The sequence below is a fragment of the Pseudotabrizicola sp. L79 genome (assembly GCF_036553525.1).
In the GTDB taxonomy this organism is placed as follows: domain Bacteria; phylum Pseudomonadota; class Alphaproteobacteria; order Rhodobacterales; family Rhodobacteraceae; genus Pseudotabrizicola.
The window spans coordinates 249,431-273,333 of record NZ_JAZHDA010000040.1; the positions used below are offsets into that span (position 1 = coordinate 249,431).

At 63.6% G+C, this 23,903-nt stretch carries 26 protein-coding genes, 1 tRNA gene and 1 riboswitch; of the genes, 12 read left to right on the forward strand and 15 right to left on the reverse strand.

Annotation, left to right across the window (positions count from 1 at the left end; genetic code table 11):
* Positions 1-5: 5 nt before the first annotated feature.
* Positions 6-923 carry a calcium/sodium antiporter gene (locus V3C85_RS02515; RefSeq protein ID WP_331793497.1) on the reverse strand — a complete coding sequence of 306 codons (918 nt, stop codon included), beginning with the start codon at positions 921-923 and terminating at the stop codon, positions 6-8.
* A 145-nt stretch (positions 924-1,068) separates the two neighbouring features.
* On the reverse strand, positions 1,069-1,587 hold the full coding sequence (locus V3C85_RS02520) for an aggregation factor core (RefSeq protein ID WP_331793498.1): 519 nt from the start codon (positions 1,585-1,587) through the stop codon (positions 1,069-1,071).
* A 141-nt stretch (positions 1,588-1,728) separates the two neighbouring features.
* Positions 1,729-1,831: riboswitch (TPP riboswitch) on the forward strand.
* A 39-nt stretch (positions 1,832-1,870) separates the two neighbouring features.
* On the opposite strand from V3C85_RS02520, the gene V3C85_RS02525 reads away from it, so the two are divergent.
* The 3 genes from V3C85_RS02525 to V3C85_RS02535 are packed head-to-tail and all read left to right on the forward strand — an operon-like array spanning position 1,871 to position 5,062.
* Positions 1,871-2,854, forward strand: coding sequence for a thiamine ABC transporter substrate-binding protein (locus V3C85_RS02525; RefSeq protein ID WP_331793541.1), 984 nt, complete (start codon positions 1,871-1,873; stop codon positions 2,852-2,854).
* A complete protein-coding gene (locus V3C85_RS02530; RefSeq protein ID WP_331793499.1) occupies positions 2,830-4,380 on the forward strand; it encodes a thiamine/thiamine pyrophosphate ABC transporter permease ThiP in 1,551 nt (516 codons plus the stop codon). The genes V3C85_RS02525 and V3C85_RS02530 overlap by 25 nt, the downstream gene beginning before the upstream one ends.
* Positions 4,367-5,062: a thiamine ABC transporter ATP-binding protein gene (locus V3C85_RS02535; protein ID WP_331793500.1), complete on the forward strand. Its 696-nt coding sequence runs from the start codon at positions 4,367-4,369 to the stop codon at positions 5,060-5,062. The genes V3C85_RS02530 and V3C85_RS02535 overlap by 14 nt, the downstream gene beginning before the upstream one ends.
* A gap of 57 nt (positions 5,063-5,119) precedes the next feature.
* Here V3C85_RS02535 and V3C85_RS02540 read toward each other — a convergent pair whose 3' ends face one another.
* The 9 genes from V3C85_RS02540 to V3C85_RS02580 all read right to left on the reverse strand — a co-directional run bounded on the left by V3C85_RS02540 (position 5,120) and on the right by V3C85_RS02580 (position 10,795).
* Positions 5,120-5,971, reverse strand: a complete 852-nt coding sequence (locus V3C85_RS02540; RefSeq protein WP_331793501.1) for a cytochrome c1 — start codon at positions 5,969-5,971, stop codon at positions 5,120-5,122.
* Between the two features lie 18 nt (positions 5,972-5,989).
* Entirely contained in the window at positions 5,990-7,330 is a 1,341-nt protein-coding gene (petB, locus tag V3C85_RS02545; RefSeq protein WP_331793502.1) for a cytochrome b, read from the reverse strand.
* Positions 7,331-7,340: 10 nt separating this feature from the next.
* Entirely contained in the window at positions 7,341-7,904 is a 564-nt protein-coding gene (gene petA / locus V3C85_RS02550; protein ID WP_331793503.1) for a ubiquinol-cytochrome c reductase iron-sulfur subunit, read from the reverse strand.
* Positions 7,905-8,178: 274 nt separating this feature from the next.
* On the reverse strand, positions 8,179-8,784 hold the full coding sequence (locus V3C85_RS02555) for a glutathione S-transferase (protein WP_331793504.1): 606 nt from the start codon (positions 8,782-8,784) through the stop codon (positions 8,179-8,181).
* The gene (locus tag V3C85_RS02560) at positions 8,781-9,077 is read right to left on the reverse strand and encodes a hypothetical protein (protein WP_331793505.1); all 297 of its coding nucleotides are present in this window, start codon (positions 9,075-9,077) and stop codon (positions 8,781-8,783) included. The genes V3C85_RS02555 and V3C85_RS02560 overlap by 4 nt, the downstream gene beginning before the upstream one ends.
* Before the next feature lie 175 nt (positions 9,078-9,252).
* The gene (locus tag V3C85_RS02565) at positions 9,253-9,771 is read right to left on the reverse strand and encodes a GNAT family N-acetyltransferase (protein ID WP_331793506.1); all 519 of its coding nucleotides are present in this window, start codon (positions 9,769-9,771) and stop codon (positions 9,253-9,255) included.
* Positions 9,758-10,387, reverse strand: coding sequence for an FMN-binding negative transcriptional regulator (locus tag V3C85_RS02570; protein WP_331793507.1), 630 nt, complete (start codon positions 10,385-10,387; stop codon positions 9,758-9,760). The genes V3C85_RS02565 and V3C85_RS02570 overlap by 14 nt, the downstream gene beginning before the upstream one ends.
* Before the next feature lie 136 nt (positions 10,388-10,523).
* Positions 10,524-10,649: a type B 50S ribosomal protein L36 gene (gene ykgO / locus V3C85_RS02575; protein ID WP_023666132.1), complete on the reverse strand. Its 126-nt coding sequence runs from the start codon at positions 10,647-10,649 to the stop codon at positions 10,524-10,526.
* Positions 10,650-10,720: 71 nt separating this feature from the next.
* Positions 10,721-10,795: transfer RNA gene (locus V3C85_RS02580), tRNA-Val, on the reverse strand.
* A 205-nt stretch (positions 10,796-11,000) separates the two neighbouring features.
* On the opposite strand from V3C85_RS02580, the gene V3C85_RS02585 reads away from it, so the two are divergent.
* The 3 genes from V3C85_RS02585 to cysN all read left to right on the forward strand — a co-directional run bounded on the left by V3C85_RS02585 (position 11,001) and on the right by cysN (position 14,937).
* Entirely contained in the window at positions 11,001-11,861 is an 861-nt protein-coding gene (locus tag V3C85_RS02585; RefSeq protein ID WP_331793508.1) for an N-formylglutamate amidohydrolase, read from the forward strand.
* A gap of 233 nt (positions 11,862-12,094) precedes the next feature.
* Positions 12,095-13,021, forward strand: a complete 927-nt coding sequence (gene cysD / locus V3C85_RS02590) for a sulfate adenylyltransferase subunit CysD (RefSeq protein ID WP_445941967.1) — start codon at positions 12,095-12,097, stop codon at positions 13,019-13,021.
* Positions 13,021-14,937 (forward strand): sulfate adenylyltransferase subunit CysN, encoded by a 1,917-nt coding sequence (gene cysN / locus V3C85_RS02595; protein ID WP_331793510.1) that lies wholly within the window; start codon positions 13,021-13,023, stop codon positions 14,935-14,937. The genes cysD and cysN overlap by 1 nt, the downstream gene beginning before the upstream one ends.
* 67 nt (positions 14,938-15,004) lie before the next feature.
* Here cysN and V3C85_RS02600 read toward each other — a convergent pair whose 3' ends face one another.
* Positions 15,005-16,267 (reverse strand): DNA polymerase IV, encoded by a 1,263-nt coding sequence (locus V3C85_RS02600; RefSeq protein WP_331793511.1) that lies wholly within the window; start codon positions 16,265-16,267, stop codon positions 15,005-15,007.
* 93 nt (positions 16,268-16,360) lie between these two features.
* Positions 16,361-17,665 (reverse strand): D-amino acid dehydrogenase, encoded by a 1,305-nt coding sequence (locus V3C85_RS02605; protein ID WP_331793512.1) that lies wholly within the window; start codon positions 17,663-17,665, stop codon positions 16,361-16,363.
* Between the two features lie 270 nt (positions 17,666-17,935).
* Between V3C85_RS02605 and V3C85_RS02610 the strand changes: the two genes are divergently transcribed.
* Both V3C85_RS02610 and V3C85_RS02615 read left to right on the forward strand, forming a co-directional pair.
* The gene (locus V3C85_RS02610; protein ID WP_331793513.1) at positions 17,936-18,817 is read left to right on the forward strand and encodes an SPFH domain-containing protein; all 882 of its coding nucleotides are present in this window, start codon (positions 17,936-17,938) and stop codon (positions 18,815-18,817) included.
* Entirely contained in the window at positions 18,814-19,086 is a 273-nt protein-coding gene (locus V3C85_RS02615; protein WP_331793542.1) for an NfeD family protein, read from the forward strand. Before V3C85_RS02610 ends, V3C85_RS02615 begins: the two co-directional genes overlap by 4 nt.
* A 103-nt stretch (positions 19,087-19,189) precedes the next feature.
* Here V3C85_RS02615 and pyrF read toward each other — a convergent pair whose 3' ends face one another.
* On the reverse strand, positions 19,190-19,885 hold the full coding sequence (pyrF, locus tag V3C85_RS02620; protein ID WP_331793514.1) for an orotidine-5'-phosphate decarboxylase: 696 nt from the start codon (positions 19,883-19,885) through the stop codon (positions 19,190-19,192).
* Between the two features lie 51 nt (positions 19,886-19,936).
* Here pyrF and V3C85_RS02625 point away from each other — a divergent pair, with 51 nt between their 5' ends.
* From V3C85_RS02625 to V3C85_RS02640, 4 genes are all read left to right on the forward strand, one after another.
* Entirely contained in the window at positions 19,937-20,854 is a 918-nt protein-coding gene (locus V3C85_RS02625) for an ROK family protein (RefSeq protein ID WP_331793515.1), read from the forward strand.
* Positions 20,851-21,564, forward strand: coding sequence for a copper homeostasis protein CutC (locus tag V3C85_RS02630; RefSeq protein ID WP_331793516.1), 714 nt, complete (start codon positions 20,851-20,853; stop codon positions 21,562-21,564). The genes V3C85_RS02625 and V3C85_RS02630 overlap by 4 nt, the downstream gene beginning before the upstream one ends.
* 81 nt (positions 21,565-21,645) lie before the next feature.
* Positions 21,646-22,419 (forward strand): hypothetical protein, encoded by a 774-nt coding sequence (locus V3C85_RS02635; protein WP_331793517.1) that lies wholly within the window; start codon positions 21,646-21,648, stop codon positions 22,417-22,419.
* Positions 22,416-23,258, forward strand: coding sequence for a TolB family protein (locus V3C85_RS02640; protein ID WP_331793518.1), 843 nt, complete (start codon positions 22,416-22,418; stop codon positions 23,256-23,258). The genes V3C85_RS02635 and V3C85_RS02640 overlap by 4 nt, the downstream gene beginning before the upstream one ends.
* 51 nt (positions 23,259-23,309) lie before the next feature.
* Here V3C85_RS02640 and V3C85_RS02645 read toward each other — a convergent pair whose 3' ends face one another.
* Positions 23,310-23,702 carry a hypothetical protein gene (locus V3C85_RS02645; protein ID WP_331793519.1) on the reverse strand — a complete coding sequence of 131 codons (393 nt, stop codon included), beginning with the start codon at positions 23,700-23,702 and terminating at the stop codon, positions 23,310-23,312.
* Between the last annotated feature and the right edge of the window lie 201 nt (positions 23,703-23,903).

Here is a 23,903-nt window from a genome sequence, read left to right on the forward strand (position 1 = left end):
GGGGCTTAGCCCTGCGCCGCCCAGACATAGGCCGCATAGGCCACCAGCAGCGCCAGCCCGCTGATCCGGCCAATTTGAGGCCGCAGCAGCAACAGCGCGGTCAGCACGGCTGACATGGCGATCATCACCGGCAGGTCAAAGCTGAAAAAGCGGTCGGCGACCGGGATGGGCGACACCATGGCCGTGACACCCAGAATGCCCAGCACGTTGAAGATGTTGGACCCGACGATATTGCCGATGGCGATTTCCGATTGTTTGCGCAGGGCGGCGATCAGCGAGGTGGCCAGTTCGGGCAGGGATGTGCCGATGGCGACGATGGTCAGGCCGATGAATGCCTCGGACACGCCCATGCCGCGGGCGATGTTCACCGCCCCGTCCACCAGAAAGCGTGCCCCCAGCATCAGCGCGCCAAGGCCAAAGGCCACCCAGAGCGCGGTTTGCCACAGGGGCAGCAGCGGGCTGGTGTCTTCTTCGTCCGCCTCGGGGCCGGGGTGACGATAGGCCCAGATCAGATAGCCCATCAGTGCAGCAAACAGCAGGGCCCCTGACAGGCGGCTGATTTCGCCCATCCAGAACAGGGGCAACAGGGCCACTGCGGCGGCCATCATCACGGTGGTGTCGCGCCGCAGGGTGCCGCCCATGACGCGGATCGGCCAGACCAGTGCCGACAGGCCCACGATCAAAAGGATGTTGCCGATGTTCGACCCGACGATATTGCCGATGGCAATATCGGGCACGCCGCCAAGGGCTGCATCGACCGACACCAGCAGTTCAGGGGTCGAGGTGCCAAAGCCGACAACCGTCAGGCCGATCAGCAGCGGCGGGATCGCCAACCTGCGGGCGATGCCCACCGCGCCGCGCACAAGGGCCTCGCCCCCAAAGAACAGGGCGATCAGGCCGCCCAGCACATAGATCCAGTCCAATCTGGTCTCCGACAGTCAAGGGATTACGGGATATTCGTTTGGTCCGACATCGCAACGAGCGTTGCCAGAGGGGCCCGGACCACCGCGGTAAGTGGGCATCGGTGGCGGGCGTTCAAGACTGTGAAGAAAATAGTCTGAAACCGTGTCAGACCGGGCAATCGGGTTGCGGCAGGGTGGCGGTGGCATCTGCCGAAAAGCGCGCGGTTGTGGTGGTGTCGCCTTGGGTCAGGGTGACGGTGGCGCCTGCAATCTCGGCCCCTGCGACGGTGATTTCGCGCTGGCCCAAGGTGTCATCGACATCAATGGTAAAGGCGATGGCGGCCTGGGCGGGCAGGGTGCCGATTTCAAGCCGAAGGGTGGATTGACCGTCTGTCACCTGCGGGGTGGTGGTCAGGGCGCTGCCGCCTGCGGTCAGTTCAAAGGGCTGGAACACCTGCACGCCCGCGCCTTGGGCTGTGACATCAAAGATCAGCTTGCCCTGCGCGCTGCCCAGATCCAGCGTCAGCGCAGTATCGGTGATGGCGCAGGCCCCCGTGTTTGTCAGGGTAAAGCGGTCTTTCGGCGCACCTTCGTCAAAGCGGATGGCGATGTCGGCCTGTGCCATTCCGGCGATGCCAAGGGGGGCAATCAGGGAAAGGGCGCGCAGTGTTTTCAGGGTGTTCATTGGGTCATCCTTGCAGGGTTTGGCATTGGCTTACCTGAAAGATACGTCGCAGCGCCGGGTTTGGATGCCTTTGGCGGTTTTTTGGCCGGTGGCGGGGGCGCACGATTGGCCCTTGCCCCTGCTGCGGGGGGCGTTATCTTTCGCGCTACCTCGGGGTGCCTGCGGCAGCAGGCTGAGATGCGAAAGCGGACCCGTTGAACCTGAACCGGATCATACCGGCGGAGGGAAGGTGCCGTGGATGACCTCCTATGCCCGACCTGTTCCGTCGCAACTGGAGGAAGACATGAAAACTTCGATCCTTGCGGCTGGTGTTTCCCTGATGGCCCTTCCGGCCATGGCGGAGCAACCTGTGCTGACTGTCTATGCGGGCGATTATTTCACCAGCGAATGGGGGCCGGGCCCGGCCATCGAGAAGGGCTTTGAGGCGATCTGCGCCTGTGATCTGCAATTTTCGACGGGCGATCTGTTGCCGCGCCTGTTGCTGGAGGGCGAGCGGACCGAAGCCGATGTGGTGATCGGCCTGACCACCGATGTGCTGGCGCGGGCGCGGGCGACGGGCCTGTTTGCGCCGCATGGGCAGGATCTGGCGGCACTGACGCTGCCGGTGGCCTGGCCGGATGAGACGTTCATTCCGTTCAACTGGGGCCATACGGCGTTCATCTATGATGAGACGCGGATGGCGGCACCGCCTGCCAGTTTTGACGACATGCGCAACCTGCCCGATGATATGAAAGTGGTCATTCAAGACCCGCGCACCTCGATTTCGGGATTGGCCTTGGTGCTGTGGGTCAAGTCGGTTTATGGCGATCAGGCCGGGGCCTTCTGGGCCGATCTGGCGCCGCATATTCTGACCGTGACCAAGGATTGGTCGGAAAGCTATGGCCTGTTCACCGATGGTGAGGCGGATATGGTGCTGAGCTATACCACCTCGCCCGCCTATCACATGTTTGCCGAAAATGACCTGACCAAGAAGGCCGCGATCTTCCCCGAGGGGCATTATTTCATGGCCGAAACGGTGGGCAAGATTGCGGGCACGGATCAGCCGGCGCTGGCGGATCAGTTCATGGGCTGGGTGCTGTCGGCAGAGTTTCAGACGATGATCCCGGCGGCGAACTGGTCGCTGCCATCGGCGCTGCCAAAGGATCAGTGGCCCGAGGGCTGGGCGGCGCTGCCACTGCCGGAAAAGGTGCTGTTCCTGACCGAGGATGAGGCCGAGGCGCAGCGCGAGGCGGTGATCGAGGAATGGCGCGCGGCGCTGGCGCAATGATCGGGATTGGCGTCGCGGCCTGTGTTGCGGCGCTGACCCTGTTGCCCCTTGGCGCGGTATTTCTGCGCGCCGGGGGGTGGCCGGGCTTTGGCCCCGGCGATTGGGAGGCGGTGGTTTTCACCGTGCAACAGGCGCTGCTGTCGGCGGCGCTGTCCTGCGGTCTGGCGGTGCCCGTGGCGCGGGCGCTGGTGCGGCGGCGGTTCTGGGGGCGGGGGCTGCTGATCGCGCTGATGGGCGCGCCCTTTATTCTGCCGGTGATCGTGGCGGTGCTGGGTCTGGTCGCCGTCTTTGGCCGGTCGGGGGTGCTGAATGACCTGCTGGCGGCGTTGGGTCTGCCCGCCTTTTCGCTGTATGGCGCGCATGGTGTGGTGCTGGCGCATGTGTTCCTGAACCTGCCCTTGGCGGTGCGGATGCTGGTGCAGGGGTGGCAGGCCATCCCGGCCGAGCGGTTTCGTCTGGCGCAGTCGCTTGGCTTTGGCCCGCGCGAGATGTTCTGGCATATCGAGCGCCCGATGCTGATGGCGATCGTGCCGGGGGCGCTGGTGGTGATCTTTGTGATCTGCCTGACCAGTTTCGCCGTGGCGCTGACTTTGGGCGGGGGGCCGGGGGCCACGACGGTAGAGCTGGCGATTTATCAGGCGGTGAAATTCGACTTTGATCTGGGCCGTGCGGGGGTGCTGGCGGCCGTGCAGTTTGGACTGTGCCTGCTGGCGGCGGGGCTTGGCTGGCGCTGGGCCACGCCGTCGGCCTTTGGAGCGGGGATGGGGCGGCTGGCGATGATTCCGGGCCCGGGGGGCTGGCGGTGCTGGGGCGATATGCTGGTGATCGGATTGGCGGCGGCCTTTCTGTTGGTGCCGCTGGGGGCGGTGGTGATGCGCGGCATGCCCGGATTGCTGCTGCTGCCCGAGACGGTCTGGGCAGCGCTGGGCCGGTCGGTTTCGGTGGCGCTGATGTCAACACTCGTCACGGTTGCGGCGGCCTTGGCCCTGGCGCTGACGGTGGCTGCGCGGGGGCGCGGGGCGGCGGTGATGGATCTGGTGGCGGTTTTGCCGCTGGCGACATCGGGCCTTGTGCTGGGGGTGGGGTTGTTTCTGCTGGTGCAGCCTTTGATGATCCCGTCACGCGCGGCGCTGCCGGTGACGATTCTGGTGAATGCGGTTCTGACGCTGCCGTTTGTCTATCGGCTGTTGCTGCCGCAGGCGGTGGCGATGCTGGCCGATTATGGGCGCTTGGCCGAGTCGCTGGGCCTGCGGGGCTGGGCGCGGCTGCGCTGGCTGGTGCTGCCGCGTCTGGCGCGGCCCTTGGGCTTTGGTGCCGGCATTTCCATGGCGTTCTCGATGGGCGATCTGGGGGTGATCGCCTTGTTTGCGGGTGATCGGGAAGCGACCCTGCCGCTGGTGGTGCAACGCTTGATGGGGGCCTATCGGATGGATCAGGCGATGGGGGCGGCGCTGGTGTTGGTGCTGGTCAGCTTTGCGCTGTTCTGGGCCTTTGATGCCTTGGGGAGGCGACATGCTGCATCTTGACCGGGTGGTGATCGAACAGGATGGCTTTCGCCTGACCGCCGATTGGCAGGTGCCCGCAGGGGCGCGGGTGGCGATCATCGGGCCATCGGGGGCGGGCAAATCGACCCTGCTGTCGGTGATTGCCGGCTTTTTGGTGCCGGTGCAGGGGCGGGTGCTGTGGTCGGGGCAAGATCTGGCGCGGGTGCTGCCAGGGGCGCGGCCGCTGAGCGTTCTGTTTCAGGATCAGAACCTGTTTCCGCATCTGACGGTGGCGCAGAACCTTGGGCTGGGCCTGCGGCCGGATTTGCGGCTGTCGGCGCAGCAGCAGGCGCAGGTTGACGCGGCGCTGGGCCGCGTTGGGCTGGCCGGGACGGGCGCGCGCAGGCCGGGTGCCCTGTCTGGGGGGCAGATGGGGCGGGCGGCCTTGGCGCGGGCCTTGCTGCGGGCGCGGCCCCTGCTGCTGTTGGATGAACCCTTTGCTGCGCTGGGGCCGGCGTTAAAGGCCGAGATGCTGGCGCTGGTGCAAGAGGTGGCGGGCGAGGCCGGGGCAACGGTGCTGATGGTGACACATGACCCAAAGGACGCCTTGGCCTTTGCCGATCAGACCATTCTGGTGGCCGATGGCGTGGCCCAACCGCCGCGCGCCACGGCGGCGCTGTTTGAGAACCCGCCGCCCGCTTTGCAGGCCTATCTGGGCGGATGACGGCCCATGAAAAAACCCCGCCTGTTGGCGGGGTTTCTTTATGCTTGTGCGGGGCGATCAGGCCAGCTTTTTGCCCTTGATCCCGGCCCACAGCTTTTTGTTGGTCAGATACAGCAGCGTCGAAAGGATGATCAGGAAGATCACCGCTTTGAAGCCAGCCTCTTTCCGGGCCATCAGCTTGGGCTCGGCGGCCCAGAGCAGGAAGGCCGACACGTCTTCGGACATGTTTTCCATGGTGGCCGGGTGGCCGTCGGCATATGTCACCAGATCGTCCGACAGCGGCTCGGGCATGGCGATCCAGCTGCCAGGAACGGTCGAGATGCCGTGCTCATCCTTGCAGCTATCGGGCACGCCACCGTTCGGGAAGGCGGTGTTATAGTAGTAACCATCAATCCCGTCCGGCGCGCATTCGGGGTTTTCCTCGTAATGGGTGAGGATCGAGTAGATATACTCGGGCCCGCCCATACCGTTGAACAGCTGGCTGAGGCCCGAACCATAGGGGCCGTGGAACCCTGCCCGCGACTTTGCCATCAGCGACAAGTCAGGGGCATTTTCCAGACCCGAGACCGGGAAGTGGTCGGTCGGCACACGGGGACGATCCTCGCCGGTGTCCTTGTCGGTGATTTCCGACAGCGACGCGGCATAGGCGCGGACCTGATCTTCGGGCAGGGCTGGCCCGCCTTCATCCGCAAGGGTGCGGATCGGCACGAATTTCAGCCCGTGGCAGGCGGCGCAGACCTCGGTGTAAACCTGAAGGCCGCGCTGAAGCTGCATCTGGTCAAACTTGCCGAAGGGGCCTTCATGCGCGAAGGCCAGATCGGTCAGTTCGGAATGACCACCGGCGGCCAGTGCCACCCCGCCCGAAAGGGCGAGGGCAGCCGTGGCAGAGAGTGTGATTTTCCTGATCATTTTGCGTCAGTTCCTTTCTCACTCGGCCGGTTGGGCCACACCCGAAGGTGCGGTCGGCTTGGCGTAGTGGGCATTGAAGTCTTCTTCGATGGTCGCGGGTTGCGGCAGCGGCTTTTCGATCACACCCAGCAGCGGCAGGATGACAAGGAAATAGGCGAACCAATAGGCCGAGGCGATCAGCGAGATCGTGGCATAGGGCTCTTCTGCCGGCATGGCGCCAACCCACATCAGCACCATGAAGTCGATGCAGAGCAGGACAAACCACCATTTGAACATCGGGCGATAGCGGCCCGACCGCACCGACGATGTGTCAAGCCAGGGGGCCAGCGCCATGACAGCGATGGCGCCGAACATGGCCAGCACGCCGAAGAACTTGGCATCGACGATGCCGAAGGTCAGCCAGTTGGCCGCGATCACGACCCAGACATCCGCCGTAAAGGCGCGCAGGATGGCGTAGAACGGCAGGAAGTACCATTCGGGCACGATGTGCGCGGGCGTGGCCAGCGGGTTCGCCTCGATGTAGTTGTCGGGGTGGCCCAGATAGTTGGGCATAAAGCCGACAATGGCAAAGAAGATCGCCAGGATGATGGCCAGAGCATAGACGTCTTTGATGACGTAGTAGGGCCAGAACGGAACGGTGTCTTTCGCCGCTTCTTCCTTGCTGCCACGGCGCACGTCAACACCCGTGGGGTTGTTGTTGCCGGTGGTGTGGAAGGCCCAGATGTGAACGGCGACCAGGGCCGCGATCACGAAGGGCAGCAGATAGTGCAGCGACAGGAAGCGGTTCAGCGTGGCGTTGTCAACGGCGGGGCCGCCCAACAGCCAGGTCTGGATCGACGGCCCGATGCCGGGAATGGCGCCGAACAGGCCGGTGATCACCGTGGCGCCCCAGAACGACATCTGACCCCAGGGCAGAACATAGCCCATGAAGGCCGTGCCCATCATCATCAGATAGATGATCATGCCGATCAGCCAGGTCACCTCACGCGGGGCCTTGTATGACCCGTAGTAGAGGCCGCGGAAGATGTGCAGGTAAACGGCCACGAAGAACAGCGAAGCGCCGTTGGCGTGGATATAGCGGATCATGTAACCGCCGTTCACGTTGCGCATGATGTGTTCGACCGAGGCAAAGGCCAGATCGACATGCGGGGTGTAGTGCATCACAAGGATGATGCCGGTGACGATCTGCAAGACAAGGCAGAACGTCAGGACGATACCCCAGATCCACATCCAGTTCAGGTTCTTGGGCGTGGGGATCATCAATGTGTCATACATCAGGCCCACGATCGGCAGGCGGCTGTGCAGCCACTTCTCCATGCCCGACTTGGGCTCGTAATGGTCGTGCGGAATTCCGGCCATGTTTTATACCTCAGCCAAGCTTGATGGTGGTTTCATCTTCGAAAGCGGCAACCGGGATGTCCAGGTTGCGCGGTGCGGGCCCTTTGCGGATGCGGCCAGCGGTGTCGTAGTGCGAGCCGTGGCAGGGGCAGAACCAGCCGCCGAATTCACCGGCGCCATCGCCCAGCGGCACGCATCCAAGGTGGGTGCAGACGCCCATCATCACCAGCCATTCGCCGGCTTCGTCCAGCGTGCGGTTGGCATCCAAGGCATCGGCGCCCGGCTTGTTGGCGTTTTCGGCCGACCGGTCGATCGACAGATCATCCAGCGTGACGGCACGGCCCGCCTCAATCTCTTCGGGGCTGCGGCGGCGGATAAAGACCGGCTTGCCCAACCATTTCACCGTCAACTGGGTGCCAACTTCAACGCCCGAAACATCGACAAAAATCGACGACAGGGCCTGAACATCGGCCGAGGGGTTCATTTGGTTGACGAGCGGCCAGACGGCAGCACCGGTGGCAATCGCCCCGGCCCCGGCGGTGGCGTAATACAGGAAATCCCTGCGGGTGCCTGCGTTCTCTTCAGCGTGGGACACGAGATATTCTCCCTTTCGAGGCCGCATCAAACACGACCCATAAGACAGTTGGGGCCATGGTTGCCCATAACCCTATCGGGCGGCTTTTAGACAAGCTAGGGGCCTACGTCCAGCGGACAAACGGGCGCATCAAGGATTGAAGGGCCTGTTCTGTGCCAGATTGTCGCGGAATTGTCGCTGCGGCAAGGCAATGGGCGAAAATGCCGCGATTCCCGATGGCCAGCCGCGGCTTAGGCGGGGGTGGCCGGGCCGCGAAACCCGCGGCCAGCGCGCATCACGCGGGTGGAATGGTGGCCTGCATCGAGGGCCGCGCGGCAAAAGCGGCGAACCATGCGGCCAGCCGGGGCCGTGTCTTGCGCCAGTCGCGGCTGTTCAACCGGAAATCGACATAGCCCAGCGCGCAGCCCGTGGCGATCTGGCCCATGTCAAGCGGGCCGTTCAGATGGTCGATCCAGCGCGTTTCCAGCACATCAAGGGCGCGGTCGATCTTGGACCATTGGCCCTCGACCCACGGGGCAAAGCGCTTGTCCTCGGGGCGGATGCGCGATTCGTAGACCATCAGCACGGCCGCATCGAGAATCCCGTCTGCGGTGGCCTCGACCGTCAGCGTATCCCAGCGCCGCGCGCCGGAGGGGTAAAAGCGGTTGCCGGCTTCGCTGTCGAGAAACTGGCAGATCACCCGGCTGTCATACAGCGTGGGGCCGTCGTCGCGGCACAGGGCGGGGATCTTGCCCAGGGGGTTGCGCTCGATCACGCCGCTGTCGGGGGCAACGGGGGTGCCCGAGGCGGCGACCAACTCAATTCCGTCGATGCCCGCCTCGGCGATCAGGACCAGAACCTTGCGGACATAGGGCGAGGTGGGCGAGTGGAACAGTTTCATTCGGTTTCCTTCAGGCGGAACCGGGCGATCAGCCCGGCGTCGAGATCATAACTTTTGCCACGAAAGCGCAGCGTGCGGCGCAGGCGCAGGCCGGCATTGTGCTGGCCGGGCGCGTCTTTTGGACTGTGGCTTGTAACGCCTTCTGCCAGATCGTCCAGTGCTTCTTCGGCGCGCTGATCGGTGCGGCCGGGCCAGGTGCGGGCCGCCAGCGCACGTTTGGCGGCATAGCCGACAGCGGCAACGACGCCCAGGCGAAGGGCAAGCGGAACAAGCGGGGCAAGGGGCAGGGGCATCGCAACCTCAAAGCTGGGGCGGGCACAGCTTAGGCGGCGAAAAGGGGGCTGTCCAATCAAACTGCGGGGGGAAGGCCCCGTTGCATCAGTTGCGGCCGTGGGCGCAGCGCCTGATGGAAAAGCCGTGGAATCAATGTTTTGCAGGCCGCCATGGCACGGGATGGCGGGCCACCGGTCAGGCGATGGGAAGATCGGCTTCCATCACAATGACCGGAAAGGCGGGGCCGGGGCCCATCGCAATGGCGCGCGTGGCGATCCGCACAAGCCCCATGGCCGCGTAAAAGGCTTCGGCGTTCAGGCTGGAGAGGGCTTGCAGCCGGTTGGCCCCAAGGGTGGCCGCAGTGCGGGAGGCCTGACGAAAGAGAGACGTTCCGATGCCCCGGCCCTGATGGTTCGGATCGACGGCGAAGTGGCGGATATGGGCAAGGCCCGGAGTGGTGGTCTGGCTGCCGGGGGTGGTCAGGCTGATCCCACCGCAACCAAGAATCTTGGCATCCTCGTGATACAGCCAGAACAGGCCGGAACCGACCAAAGCCGGATTGGCGCGCAGCATGGCGGGAAGGGCAGGATCAAGCACCGAAGGCGGATAGGCCGCCGCCATCAGCACCGGATAGCACCGCGCCAGCAGAGACTCGATCGCGGCGATGTCATCCGGCGTAGCGGCGCGCAGGGGAATGGCGTTACCCAAGATCACGGTGCATCAGCTTGGCAATCTGGTGGGCTTGCGGCAGCCCGGTTTGTGCCGACAGGGCCGCCGCGGCGCGGGCGCGGATGTCGGGCGCCTTGTTCTGGTTCAGTTTCCATGTGCCTTGCACATCGGTGATGCGCAGCCGGAACGGCAGGATCATACGCATCATCCTTGGCATGGCTTCGGGTGTCATTTTGGCCTTGGTCCACGGTGTCTTGGGCAAGAGGCGCTGTTCGTGCTCGGCGGTCAGTGCGTCAAGATGTGGTTCAAGGTCATCGCCCGGCAAGGGGTGCAGCGTGCCGCGCAGGTGGACGGCGATGTAATTCCATGTCGGCACCTGATCGGGCACCTGATCATGCGGGCCATACCAATCGGGGCTTATGTAATGTTGCGGCCCCTGAACGGCCAACAGGGCGGGATTCGCACCTGCGGCGCGGGCGATCGGATTGGACCGGGCCAGATGCAGATCTGCCGACATGCCATCGGGTGACAGGTGAAAGGGGATATGGGAGGCCAACGGGCCATCGGGTCCATTGATTGTCAGAACCCCAAAGCCGACCTGGCGCGCAAGCGCAAGGTTCTGATCGGCGGGGTTTTGGCGAAAGGCGGGGTTTGGGTGCATGGCTGGCCTGTGCAACAAGGTGAGACGTCGAAAGCGGGCACGGCACGTCCGAAAAGGAAAAGGGCCGCGCGGTTGCCCGCTGCGGCCCTTTCACGTCCCTCGTTCTATTGAACGGAAGGCTTTCGTCGGGTTCAGTTCAACCCTGACGGGCCTTGTAACGCTTTTGCGTCTTGTTGATCACATAGACGCGGCCTTTACGGCGCACGACCTGGCAATCGCGGTGACGCGTTTTCAGCGAACGGAGCGAGTTTGCAACCTTCATGGTCGTCTCCTCTTGTCGCGGCGCACCGGGCGCCAGTTAAAAACAGATGCCCCCGACTGGGGGCGGTGAAATGGTGGGCGGTACTGGGATCGAACCAGTGGCCACTACGATGTCAACGTAGTGCTCTACCGCTGAGCTAACCGCCCACTTTGCCCAAAGCTGATTGGCCTGCCCGAAAAGATCAGGCGATGCCAGCCAGCGCCGGTGTGCGGGGGTCTATAGCCAGAGTCGCCGGGGCCTGCAAGGGGGTATCGCAGGGGTTTTGGCGCAAAACCAGATGCAGCCCTGCCGCGAAGGAAGGTTTTGGCAAATCGGGAAAGCCCGCTATAACCAAGCCATTGCGGAGGTGCCATGCAGAACGAGGCCTATATCCTGACCCTTCCCGCGCGTCGGACGACGCCTGTTGTGGTGGCCTCGCCGCACAGTGGGCGCGATTATCCGGCAGATTTTCTGCGCGCCTCGGTTCTGGATCGGCGGGTGATCCGGTCTTCGGAAGATGCCTTTGTTGATGAACTGGTGTCGGTGGCGCCGCAACTGGGGGCGCCGTTGATGCTGGCGCGGGCGCCGCGCGCCTATATCGACCTGAATCGCGGCTGCGATGAGTTGGACCCCGCGGTGGTTGAGGGGGTGGGGCGCAACGGGCATAACCCGCGCATAGCCTCGGGCCTTGGGGTGATTCCCCGCGTTGTGGCTGGGGGGCGCTCGATCTATCGGGGCAAGCTGTCGCGCGATGAGGCCGAGGCGCGCATCGCCCGGTTCTGGCGGCCCTATCACGCAAGGCTTGACCGCTTGCTGGGTGAATCGCATCGCGAATTCGGCATGGCTGTGCTGGTCGATTTCCATTCGATGCCGCATGAGGCGCTGGAAAGCCACACGCGCCCCGGCATGCCGCGCCCCGATGTGGTGCTGGGCGACCGGTTTGGGGCCACGGTTTCGCCCGATGTGATGGACCAGATCGAAGCCGCCTTTGTGCGGGCCGGGTTGCGGGTCAGCCGCAACACGCCCTTTGCCGGGGCCTTTATCACCCAGACCTATGGCCGCCCGTCGCGCGGGTTTCATGCCGTTCAGGTCGAGATCGACCGCAGCCTGTATATGAACGAAGCGACGATCGAAAAACTGCCCGGTTTTGCCACCTTTCAGGCAATCCTGGCCGATGTGATCGGCGATATCTGCGCTGTGGGCCGCCCCGGGCAGGCCCTGGCGGCGGAATAGCCGGGCAACCCAACCCTGGGCCGCGCGGGCAAAGGACGGCTTTCCCGCCGTGGCACTGTCTGGCTGAAAACCTTTCTGACGGCTGAATTGCGCGCAGAAGGGTGCTTTTTTTAACGCGATCCGGGTGGAAAAAGCACCTTCTTTTGCCCGGATTGGCCTTCTGCCATTGGATCGCTGTGCAAAATCTGCAATTTCGCGTAGGGATCGGTTCACCGACAAAGAGCATCGAAAAAATGACCAGAACAGAACAGATGACCCCTCAAATTGATTTGACCCATCTTCAGCGGCTTGAGGCAGAGAGCATCCACATCATGCGCGAAGTGGTGGCCAATGCCGAAAACCCGGTGATGTTGTATTCCATTGGCAAAGATTCGGCCTGCATGCTGCACTTGGCCAAAAAGGCGTTTTACCCTGCGCCGCCGCCCTTTCCGCTGTTGCATGTTGATACGACGTGGAAGTTCAAGGCGATGTATGAAATGCGCCAGCGCGCCGCCGATGAGGCCGGCATGAAGCTGATCGTGCATCAGAACCCCGAGGCCAAGGCCCAGGGCATCAACCCGTTTGACCACGGCAGCCTGCATACCGATATGTGGAAAACCGAAGGTCTGAAACAGGCGCTGACCGCCCATAATTTTGACGTGGCCTTTGGTGGCGCGCGTCGGGATGAAGAGAAAAGCCGCGCGAAAGAGCGTGTTTTTTCTTTCCGCTCGGCCAATTATCGCTGGGACCCAAAGAACCAGCGCCCCGAGCTGTGGAAGCTGTATAACACCCGCAAGTCCAAGACCGAGAGCATTCGGGTTTTCCCGTTGTCGAACTGGACCGAGCTGGACATCTGGCAATATATCCATCTGGAAAACATCGACATCGTGCCGCTGTATTTCAGTGCGCCGCGCCCGACGGTCGAGCGTAATGGCCTGATCCTGATGGTCGATGATGAACGTTTCCCGCTGGCAGATGGCGAAGTGCCGGTGATGCGGTCGGTGCGTTTCCGCACCTTGGGCTGTTATCCGTTGTCGGGGGCCGTGGAATCAGAGGCCAAGACCCTGCCGGAAGTGATTCAGGAAATGCTGCTGACGACCACATCGGAACGTCAGGGCCGCGCGATCGACCACGATCAGGCCGCCAGCATGGAGAAGAAAAAGCAAGAGGGGTATTTCTGATGACCGCCCAAGACAAAGACCCCGTTTACATTGCCGACCAACTGATCGCCGAAGATATCGAGGCCTATCTGCACAAGCACCAGCACAAGACGATGCTGCGCTTTATCACCTGCGGGTCGGTGGATGACGGCAAATCGACGCTGATTGGCCGCCTGCTGTATGATTCGAAGATGATCTTCGAAGATCAGCTTGCTAGCCTTGAAAAAGACTCGAAATCGGTTGGCACCCAGGGCGGCGAGATCGACTTTGCGCTGCTGGTCGATGGACTGGCCGCCGAGCGTGAGCAAGGCATCACCATCGACGTGGCCTATCGCTTTTTCGCCACCGACAAGCGTAAGTTCATTGTCGCCGATACGCCGGGGCATGAACAATACACCCGCAACATGGTGACAGGCGCCTCGACCGCCGATCTGGCGGTGATTCTGATTGATGCGCGCCAAGGCGTGCTGACGCAGACACGGCGCCACAGCTATCTGGTCAACCTGCTGGGCATCCGCAACATCGTGCTGGCGGTGAACAAGATGGATCTGGTCGGCTATTCCGCCGAGCGGTTCTATGAGATCGTCAAGGACTACAGCCACTTTGCCAAGCAGATCGGGATGGACAGCTTTTTGCCGATTCCGATTTCGGGGCTGAAGGGCGACAATATCGTGACGCGCAGTGCCGCAATGCCCTGGTATCAGGGGCCGTCGCTGTTGGCGCATCTGGAAGAGGCCGAGATCAACACCTCGCGGATGCAGGACGGGGCGTTCCGCATGCCGGTGCAATGGGTCAACCGGCCTAACCTTGATTTCCGGGGCTTTGCCGGGCAGATCGGGTCGGGTGTGGTGCGGCCTGGCGATGCGATCCGGGTGCTGCCCTCGGGGCGGACAACCACGGTCAAGTCGATCGTCACCTATAACGGCGATCTGGACGTGGCGGTTGCCGGCCAGTCGATCACGCTGACCTTTGCCGACGAGGTGGATTGTTCGCGCGGCGATGTGATCGTGGCAGCAGATGAGCCGTGCGAAGTCGCGGATCAGTTCGAGGCGACGCTGGTCTGGATGGCCGAGGCCGAGATGCTGCCGGGGCGGCCCTATCTTTTGAAGATCGGAACGCAAACGGTGACGGCCACGGTGACCGAGCCGAAATACGAGGTGAACGTCAACACGCTGGAACATACGGCCTCGCGCACGCTGGCGCTGAATGCGATCGGGGTGGTCAATATCTCGACCGACCGACCGATTCCGTTTGAGTCCTATTCGGTAAACCCTGATCTGGGCGGGTTCATCCTGATTGACCGGATGACCAATGCCACGGTGGCGGCGGGGATGATTCACTTTGCCCTGCGGCGCAGCCAGAACATCCATTGGCAGGCCGTTGATGTGAACCGCGAGGCCCATGCCGCGCTGAAAACCCAAAAGCCTGCGGTGGTCTGGTTCACCGGCCTGTCTGGGTCGGGCAAATCGACCATCGCCAATCTGGTCGAGAAAAAGCTGCATGCCATGGGCAAGCACACGTTCTTGCTGGATGGCGACAACGTGCGCCACGGGCTGAACCGCGATCTTGGCTTTACCGATGCCGACCGGGTGGAAAACATCCGTCGCGTGGGCGAAGTGGCCAGGCTGATGACTGACGCGGGTCTGATCGTGCTGACGGCCTTTATCTCGCCCTTCCGGTCGGAACGCCGGATGGTGCGCGAATTGATGGCCGAGGGTGAGTTCCTTGAGGTCTATGTGGATACGCCGCTGGAAGTGGCCGAAAGCCGAGATGTGAAGGGCCTGTATAAAAAGGCACGCTCGGGGCAGTTGAAAAACTTTACCGGCATCGACAGCCCCTATGAGGCCCCGGAAAGTCCTGAAATGGTGGTCAACACGGTTGAACTGTCGGCCGAAGATGCGGCCGATCGTGTGGTTGCGGCGATTCTGGCACGCTGACGGTGTGAAAGCAGGGCAAGGCTTTGGCTTTGCCCTGTTTCCGGTAAGGCGGGCAGGGAAGCCGGGCTTAGCGCAGGGCGCGGCCCTTGATGATGGCCTTGTCGCCAAAGCGGGCGCGAATGGCATCGGTGGCGCGCTCTGCGGCGGCACGTTTGGCGGCATCGGGGTCCAGCAGGTCGGGTGCGCGGTCAGCCTGATCTTCGGGGGTCAGGTCTGAAATACCGACCCCGATCAGGCGGAACGGCCCGGCATGGCCCGCCTGCGTGAACAACTCTTGCGCCATGCGAAAGATGCGGTCGGCCATTTGTGTCGGGTCAGGCAGGGCATGGCGGCGGGTTATCTGCTGAAAGCCGCTGGTCTTAAGCTTCAGCGTCACGGTGCGCCCGGCCAGATGCCGGGCCTTGGCCCGGTCGGCCACCTGTTCGGCCAGCCGCCATAGATGCCCCTGCAACAGATCAGGGTCTGACGTATCCTCGCCAAAGGTGGTTTCCTTTGAAATCGACTTTACCTTTTCATCCCGCGTGACACGCCGGCTGTCCTGCCCGCGCGCAAGGTGCCACAGCCGGTCGCCCATCTGGCCAAAGCGCGCCGTCAGATCGCTGTGATCCCAGCGCAAAAGATCGGCAATGCTGCGGATGCCCGCCTGTTCCAACGCGGTTTGGGTGGCCGTGCCCACCCCCCAGATGATGCGCACCGGCTTTTGCGCCAGAAAGGCCGCTGTCTCGGCCTGCCCGATCACCGAAAAACCGCGCGGCTTATCCAGATCCGAGGCGATCTTGGCCAGAAACTTGTTATGCGACAACCCGACCGAGCCTGACAGGCCCAACTCATCCTCCATCCGCTTGGTCAGCCGGGCCAGCATCACTGCGGGTGGTGCGCCATGCAGCCGGGCGGTGCCGGTCAGGTCCAGAAAGGCCTCGTCCAGCGACAGGGGTTCGATGGCGGGGGTCAGCTCCTCCATCATCGCGCGGATCTGGCGGCTGACCTGCACATAGGCCTGCATCCGCGGCTTGATCACCACGGCATCGGGGCACAGCTTCAGCGCCTGAAACATCGGCATGGCCGACCGCACACCCTTGATCCGTGCGATATAACAGCAGGTTGACACAACGCCGCGCTGCCCGCCGCCCACGATGACGGGCTTGGCCGCAAGGCTGGGATCGTCGCGCTTTTCGACACTGGCGTAAAAGGCGTCGCAATCCATATGGGCGATCGACAGATCGAACAGTTCAGGGTGCGACAGCAGACGCGGGCTGCGACAGGCCGGGCAGCGCCCGCGCGGCGGGGCTGTGTCAAAGGTGGTCAGGCAATCGCGGCACAGGCTGGGCATGATGGCGCCAGATTAGCAGGCCAACCCCCCCTTGGGAAAGCCGGGCTTGGCAAAGCCGGGGTGCGGGGGGATTTGCACCCCCCGGCGGCAAGGTCAGGCCGCAGCGGGCGCGGCGGCCGGGGCCGCACTGGCCCGACGGCCCGGCTTTTGATAGCGGGCAAAGCCCAGATCCCGGCTTTCGATCTCGGTCGCGCGGCCCGACATGACATCGGCCAGCACGCGCGCCGATCCGGCCGCCATCGTCCAGCCCAAAGTGCCGTGGCCGGTGTTCAGGAACAGGTTTGCAATGGGCGAACGCCCGATGATCGGCGTGCCGTCGGGTGTCATCGGGCGCAGACCGCACCAGAAGCTGGCCTGCGACTGGTCGCCCGCCCCGCCGAACAGGTCTTCCACCGAATGCACCAGCGTGCGCTTGCGCTTTTCCGACAGGCTCAGGTCAAAGCCCGCGATTTCGGCCATGCCACCCACGCGGATGCGGTCGCCCAGCCGGGTGATGGCGATCTTGTGGGTTTCATCCATGATGGTTGACACCGGGGCGCGGTCGGCATCGACGATCGGCACGGTGATCGAATACCCCTTGACCGGATAGACCGGCAGGCGGATGCCCAGCGATTTTGCAAGCCGCGGCGAATAGCTGCCCAAGGCCAGCACAAAGCTGTCGGCGGTGAACAAACCGGCCGAGGTCGCCACGCCCGTGATGCGCCCAGCCTCGACAACCAGCCGGTCAATCGTCACGCCATGTCGGAACACCACCCCCAGATCAGCGGCCTTGGCCGCCAGCCCTTGGGTGAACTTAAAGCAATCGCCGGTTTCGTCCTTGGGCAGGCGCAGGCCACCGGCAATCTTGTCGCGGGCATGGGCAAGGCCGGGTTCAACGGCAAGGCAGCCGTTCACATCAAGCACTTCAAACGGAACGCCGCCCTGTTGCAGCACCTCGATATCCTTGGCGGCGCCATCAACCTGCTTTTGGGTGCGGAACAGTTGCAACGTGCCCTGTTGACGCTCGTCAAAGGCAATGCCCGCCTCTTGCCGCATCTCGGTCAGGCAGTCGCGCGAATATTCGGCCAAACGCACCATGCGGCCCTTGTTCACCTGATAGGCCTTGGTGGTGCAATTGCCCAACATCTGCGCCATCCAGCGGACTTTTTCCGGGTCGGGGCGCGGCTGGATGATCAGGGGCGCATGTTCCATGAACATCCACTTCAGCGCTTTCAGCGGAATACCGGGGGCGGCCCAGGGGGCGGAATAGCCGGGGCTGATTTCGCCAGCATTGGCAAAGCTGGTTTCCATGGCGGCGGCAGGCTGGCGGTCGATCACCGTAACCTCATGCCCCTGCTTGGCCAGTTGATAGGCGGTGGTGGTGCCAATGACGCCAGAGCCGAGGATGACAACCTTCATGGAAGAACCTTTCGCGCAGAGTGGGTTGGGGCAATAGATGCATCGGAAAAACCGGAATTTCTTGGCAAATTCTGCCGTGGTTTTCATTTGCTTTGCAATAAATCATACGCAATCCGCCAAATCGTGAAAGAAACTCCCCCGTATCCCCGAATCGCGCGCAGGGTTCTTTGGTTTGCGCAGTTTGGGCGCAAGATTGTTCGATGCCTTGCGCTGTTGCCCAGAACCGACCATCTTGGGCAAAACATGGATTAGCCCAAGGGATTTTTTGGCATGACCCTCGACCAGTTGATTGGCGGCAATGCGGTGTTTCTGGCCATCGCCTTTTTCATCATCCTGTGCATCTTTCTGGGGGTGCGGATCGTGCCGCAGTCGGAAAAGCATGTGGTCGAACGGTTTGGCAGGCTGCGGTCGGTGCTGGGGCCGGGCATCAACTTTGTCGTGCCTTTCCTTGATCGTGTGGCGCATAAAATCTCGATCCTGGAACGTCAGCTTCCCACCGCCAGCCAGGATGCGATCACGGCCGATAACGTGCTGGTCAAGGTTGAAACCAGCGTGTTCTACCGCATCACCGAACCGGAAAAGACGGTCTATCGCATCCGCGATGTGGATGCGGCGATTGCCACCACCGTTGCGGGGATCGTGCGGTCTGAGATCGGCAAGATTGAACTGGATCAGGTGCAGTCCAACCGCAGCCAGTTGATCGAGAGGGTGCGCGAGCAGGTGACAGCGATGGTCGATGACTGGGGGGTAGAGGTGACGCGGGCCGAGATTCTGGATGTGAATCTGGATGAACAGACCCGGGCCGCGATGCTGCAACAGCTGAATGCCGAACGCGCACGGCGCGCGCAAGTGACCGAGGCCGAGGGCAAGCGGCGCGCGGTGGAACTGGCGGCGGATGCCGCGCTTTATGCCGCCGAGCAAGAGGCCAAAGGCAAGAAAATCACCGCGGATGCCGAGGCCTATGCAACCAGTGCCATTGCGGTGGCAATCAAGGAATCCGGCCTAGAGGCGGCGCAGTATCAACTGGCGCTGGCGCAGGTTGATGCGCTGTCCAAGGTGGCGGCGGGCACGGGCAAACAGACCATCCTTGTTCCTGCACAGGCACTTGATGCTTTTGCCGATGCCTTCAAGATGCTGAAAGGGCGCGGCTGATGTGGGCGGTCTGGTGGGTCTGGATCGTTGCAGGCTTTGCGCTGGGCGTGCTCGAAGTCATCGTGCCCGGCTATATCTTTCTGGGCTTTGCCATCGGGGCGCTGATTGTGGGCATCGGGCTGGGCGTGGGGCTGCTGGGCGGCAGTTTGCCGCTGTTGCTGCTGGTTTTTGCGCTGGCGTCGCTGGGGGCGTGGTTGGGGCTGCGGCGGTGGATGGGTATCCGGGCCAGCCAGGTCAAGGTCTGGGACCGCGACATCAACGATAACTAGTTTCCTTGACGTAAAATCAATGGGTTAGCGTTTGGTATTTACCAAGCGGTAACCCATTGCACGGATTGATTGAAGCAGAGTCGGGCTGAAGCCCGACCTGCGCCTATTTGGTTGGGAGTTCGGCCAGAACGCGGCGGGCGGCGGCGGCGGGGTCTTTGTCTTGCCAGATCGGGCGGCCCACGACGATATGGTCGGCACCGTCGGAAATCGCCTGATGCGGGGTGGCGATCCGTTTCTGATCACCCGTTGCCGCGCCCATCGGGCGGACGCCGGGGGTGACGATCAGCTTGCCCGCAGCCTGTGGCAGGGCGCGGATCACGGCGGCCTCTTGCGGGCTGGCGATCACGCCATCGGCCCCGGCCTCAAGCGCGCGGGCGGCGCGTTCCAGCGTGATGTCGTGGATATCGCCGGGCACGATCAGGTTGGCGTCCAGGTCGGCGCGGTCAAGCGAGGTCAGCACGGTGACGGCAAGGATCTTGGTGCCCGAGCCTTTGCGCCCTTCGGCTGCGGCGCGCACCACTTGGGGGTCGCCATGCACGGTCAGAAAGTCGAGATCATATTGCACCAGCCCGCGCACCGCCGCCTCGACTGTGGCCCCGATGTCAAACAGCTTCATATCCAGAAAGATGCGCTTGCCGTGTTCCTGTTTCAACTCATTGGCAAGGGCAAGGCCGCCGCCTGTCAGCATCCCAAGGCCGATCTTGTAAAAGCTGACGGCATCGCCGATGCGGGTGGCAAGGTCCAGCCCGGTGACGATATTGGGCACGTCAAGGGCTACGATCAGGCGGTCATCGGCCATGGGATACTCCTTTGCGGGTGGGTTTCAGCCTCTTGCGGTGCGGGGGGCGGGGTGTCAAGCCTTGAGGGATGGACCTTGGGGTGGGGGATCGACGTGATCTTGTGTTTTGACATTGGCGGGTCGCGGATCAAGGCAGGGTTGGCCGATACAGCCGGGCTGCGCGCGCTTGGCGAGGTGGCGACGCCGGTGGCCGATTTCGGGGCCTTTGTCGCGGCCTTGCGCGGCTTTGCACAGGGGCATGATCTGCGCGGGGTGGCGATTTCGATTGCCGGGGTGGTGGCCCCGGAAACCGGGCGGATCAAAGTGGCCAATATTCCCTGCGCTGATGGCCGGGTGCTGGCCCATGAGGTGCAGCAGGCGCTGGGCCTGCCGTGCCTCGTGCTGAACGATGCCGATTGTTTTGCGCTGGCCGAGGCGCGGCAAGGGGCGGGGCGTGGGCATGGCACGGTGTTCGGCATCATTCTGGGCACCGGGGTCGGCGGCGGGCTGGTGATGGCGGGGCGTCTGGTGCAGGGCGCGGGCGGCTATGCCGGGGAATGGGGGCATGGCCCGATCTTGCCGCCGCCCTTTGATTTTCCCTGTGGCTGCGGCTTGCGCGGCTGTGTCGATGCGGTTTGCGGGGCGCGTGGGTTAGAGGCGTTGCACCGCGCCTTGGGCCAGCCAGAGGCCGGGTCGGTGGAGATTCTGGCGGGATGGCGTGCCAAGGAGCCGGGGGCAGTGGCGACGGTTGATCGCTGGTTGGCGCTGATCGCGCCGGTTTTGGCTGTGGTGGTGAATGTGGTGGGGGCCAGCGTTCTGCCGGCGGGTGGGGGCCTTGCCAATGATCACGCGCTGTTGGCGGCGCTGGACGGGCGGGTGCGCCAGATGATCTTGCGCGCCAGTGCGGCCCCGCTGGTGGTGCCTGCGCTGTGCCAGCCCGAGCCGGGCCTGATTGGCGCGGCCGAAGCGGGGCTGGAGGCCTTTGGATGAACGTGCGGCTGGAGGTCTGTGTCGATGACGCCGCCGGACTGGCTGTGGCAGTGGCGGCTGGAGCGGACCGGATTGAGCTGTGCGCGGCGTTGGCTTTGGGTGGGTTGACGCCGGGGGCAGGACTGATGGTCCTTGCGGCCAAGACGGCTGTGCCGGTTTTTGCGATGATCCGGCCAAGGGCGGGCGATTTCTGCTGGTCATCCGATGAGGTGGCGGTGATGAGCCACGATATCGCGGCCGCGCGGGCGGCCGGGCTGGCGGGGGTTGTGCTGGGGGCCAGCCTGCCCGACGGGCGGCTGGACCGGGAGGTACTGGGCCAGTTGGTGGGGCAGGCGGCCGGCCTGGGGCTGACCCTGCACCGCTGCTTTGATCTGGTGCCTGATCCGTTTGAGGCGCTGGAGATGGCGATTGATCTGGGGTTTCAGCGAATTCTGACCTCGGGCCTTGCGCCGACGGCTGCCGAGGGGGCAGGGCTGCTGGCGCAACTGGTGAAAGCGGCCGCGGGGCGGATCGTGATTATGCCGGGTGCGGGGGTGGGTCCGGAAACGGTGGGGGCCTTGGCAGGGGTGGGATATGCCGAGATCCATGCCTCGTGCGCCAGCCCTGTGGCACAGGCGGGGCCTGCGGTGGCTTTGGGCTTTGCGCCTCCTGTAGCGCGGCAGACCGATGCGGCAAGGATACGCGCGCTGCGCAAGCTGGTGTCGGGGTGACAGCGGTTCTTGACGGCGCGGGGCGAAAGGCCGACCCTGCCAGAAACGCGCGCAAATCAAAGCAGATCGCCGAGGCAGGATATGGAATTCAACGTCACCTTTGACCGCCCGCTGGATGGGCCGGAGTCGGGCCCGCTGACTGTGGGTTGGTTCTTGATGGAAGACAAGCGGGCCGTGCTGTTTGACGCGCCCGAACGGGTCAGCTTTCGCCAGACCAACAAGACCCATGCCAAAAGTGCCAGCCGCTGCCCGGCCGTGGTGCAGTTGGAAAGCCGGTTTTTCATGGTGAAGTGCCCCTATGACATTCATTTGGGGTTTCAGCGCGATGACAAGGGCAAGGCGGTCTTGGTGAACCGGGCCGGCACGGCCAGTGCCGTGCGGACGAACAAGCTGTCCGAGGTGATCACCTTGGTGCAGGAATCCGAGTGGCGTTACCCCGACCGCCCCACGGTGCAGTTGCTGTTGCCCTATTGTTTCATTGCCGATGAGCTGTGCTATGTGACGCAGCTTTCGGCCTTTATGCATTACCGCAAAGACCCGATGCCGGGCACGATCTTTGGCGGGCGCTTTCCGCTGAATGTCTGGCCGCGCCCCCTGATGTGGGCGTTTGAGTGGCACGAGCCGGAGAAAGACCTGATCCTGCGCCGGGGCGAGCCGCTGTTTTACTGCCAGTTCGAGGGCACCGACCCCAGTCGCCCGGTGCAGGTGATCGAGGCCGAGAAAACGCCGGAACTGTCAAGCTATATCGACAAGGTTTCGGGCGTGGTGAATTACGTCAACCAAAGCTTTGGCCTGTTCAAGGCGGCCGAGGCGTTGCGGCCCAAGCGGCTGTTGACGCCCAAGGCAAAGGAGTGAAATCGGCGCTTTGCCTGTGGGAGATGGGCCGGGGGGCGGCGCGCGTGATCCTGACGGCCGAGCAGCGGATCGAAGCGCCGAACTGGTCGCCCTGTGGGCGGTATCTGCTGGTGAACGGCGGGGGCGCGCTGTTTCGCGTGCCGCTGGACGCGCCCGCCTTGGTGCCGGTGGATCTGGCGGGGCTGACGCGCGTGAACAACGACCACGGAATTGCGCCCGATGGCCAAAGCTATGCGGTGTCGTCGCATCATCGCGGGCTTGGGGCCGAGATCTATCTGGTGCCTGCGGCGGGGGGTGTGCCGCGGCTGATCTCGCCCGCTGCGCACAGTTGGTGGCATGGCTGGTCGCCGGATGGAAAGACGATGGTCTATGCGGCGGTGCGCGGTGGTGGTCGGGATGTCGATCTTTGCGCGCTGACGCTGGCAGGGGGCGAGGAACGGCGGCTGACCCTGGGCGGGTGTCACCATGACGGGCCTGATTATGCGGCGGATGGGGCGCGGATCTATTACAATTGCGACCGGCAGGGCCATGCCCAGATCTGGGTGATGGGGGCCGATGGCTGTGGTCAGCAGCGGCTGTTTTCCGATCAGGCGGTGAACTGGTTTCCACATCCCTCGCCCTGTGGGCGGCACTTGATCTGGCTGGCCTATCCGCCCGGCACCCAAGGCCACCCGGCCGATGTGCCGGTGGCGATTGGCCGGGCAGGTCCGGATGGGCAGAACCGTGAGGTTTTGCTGGAGATGATCGGCGGCCAAGGCACGATGAATGTGCCGAATTGGGCGCCGGATGGCAGCGCCTTTGCCTTTGTGCGCTATGACCTGCCGGAGGGGGTGATCTGACGGCAGCGGGCCTTTGCCCCGCCCGACGGTCTTTTGACCGGGCGAAAGGGGTTACGCAGGTGGCGGCGCCTGGGGCAGGGGGCGCAGGGGGGTGATGTGGCGGGGGTTGCCCCAGACTGAAATGTGAATTTCGGGCTGGCCGCCTTCGCTGACCAGATGTTCCGGGGTCAGGCCCACGATGCGGACGCGCAAAGGATCATCGCTTTCCACGGCGCGTTCCAGCAATTCGCGCGCCTGTGGCCCGAGATTGCCCAAAAGCAGGCTGACGCGGCGGGGAATCAGGCCAAACAGGCGGCGGTGCAGCAGGGCAAAGACGCCAACACGCCCGTCAGGCAGCAGATGCAATTCAGCCTCGTCGCCAATCGACAGGCCGGTGCGGGCGACGTGCACGGCAATGTCATGCACGGCCGCCTTGTGAATCAGCGGTTGCAGCAAATCTTGCATAGGGGCCCTTTCCGGCACTTGGGTCCGCCTGCTCTGCGGCCCGGTTTTCACTGACCATTGGCCTGTGGGGCGCGCTTGTGCAACCGGAACCGGGGCATGTGCGGGGCATGTGGCCCGAACTTGCCGAGAAGGTGATCGCGGATGGGCAAGAATTTGTCTGTAACGCGGGCAAGCCGGGGGCAGGCCGGGAAAAAGGGCTTG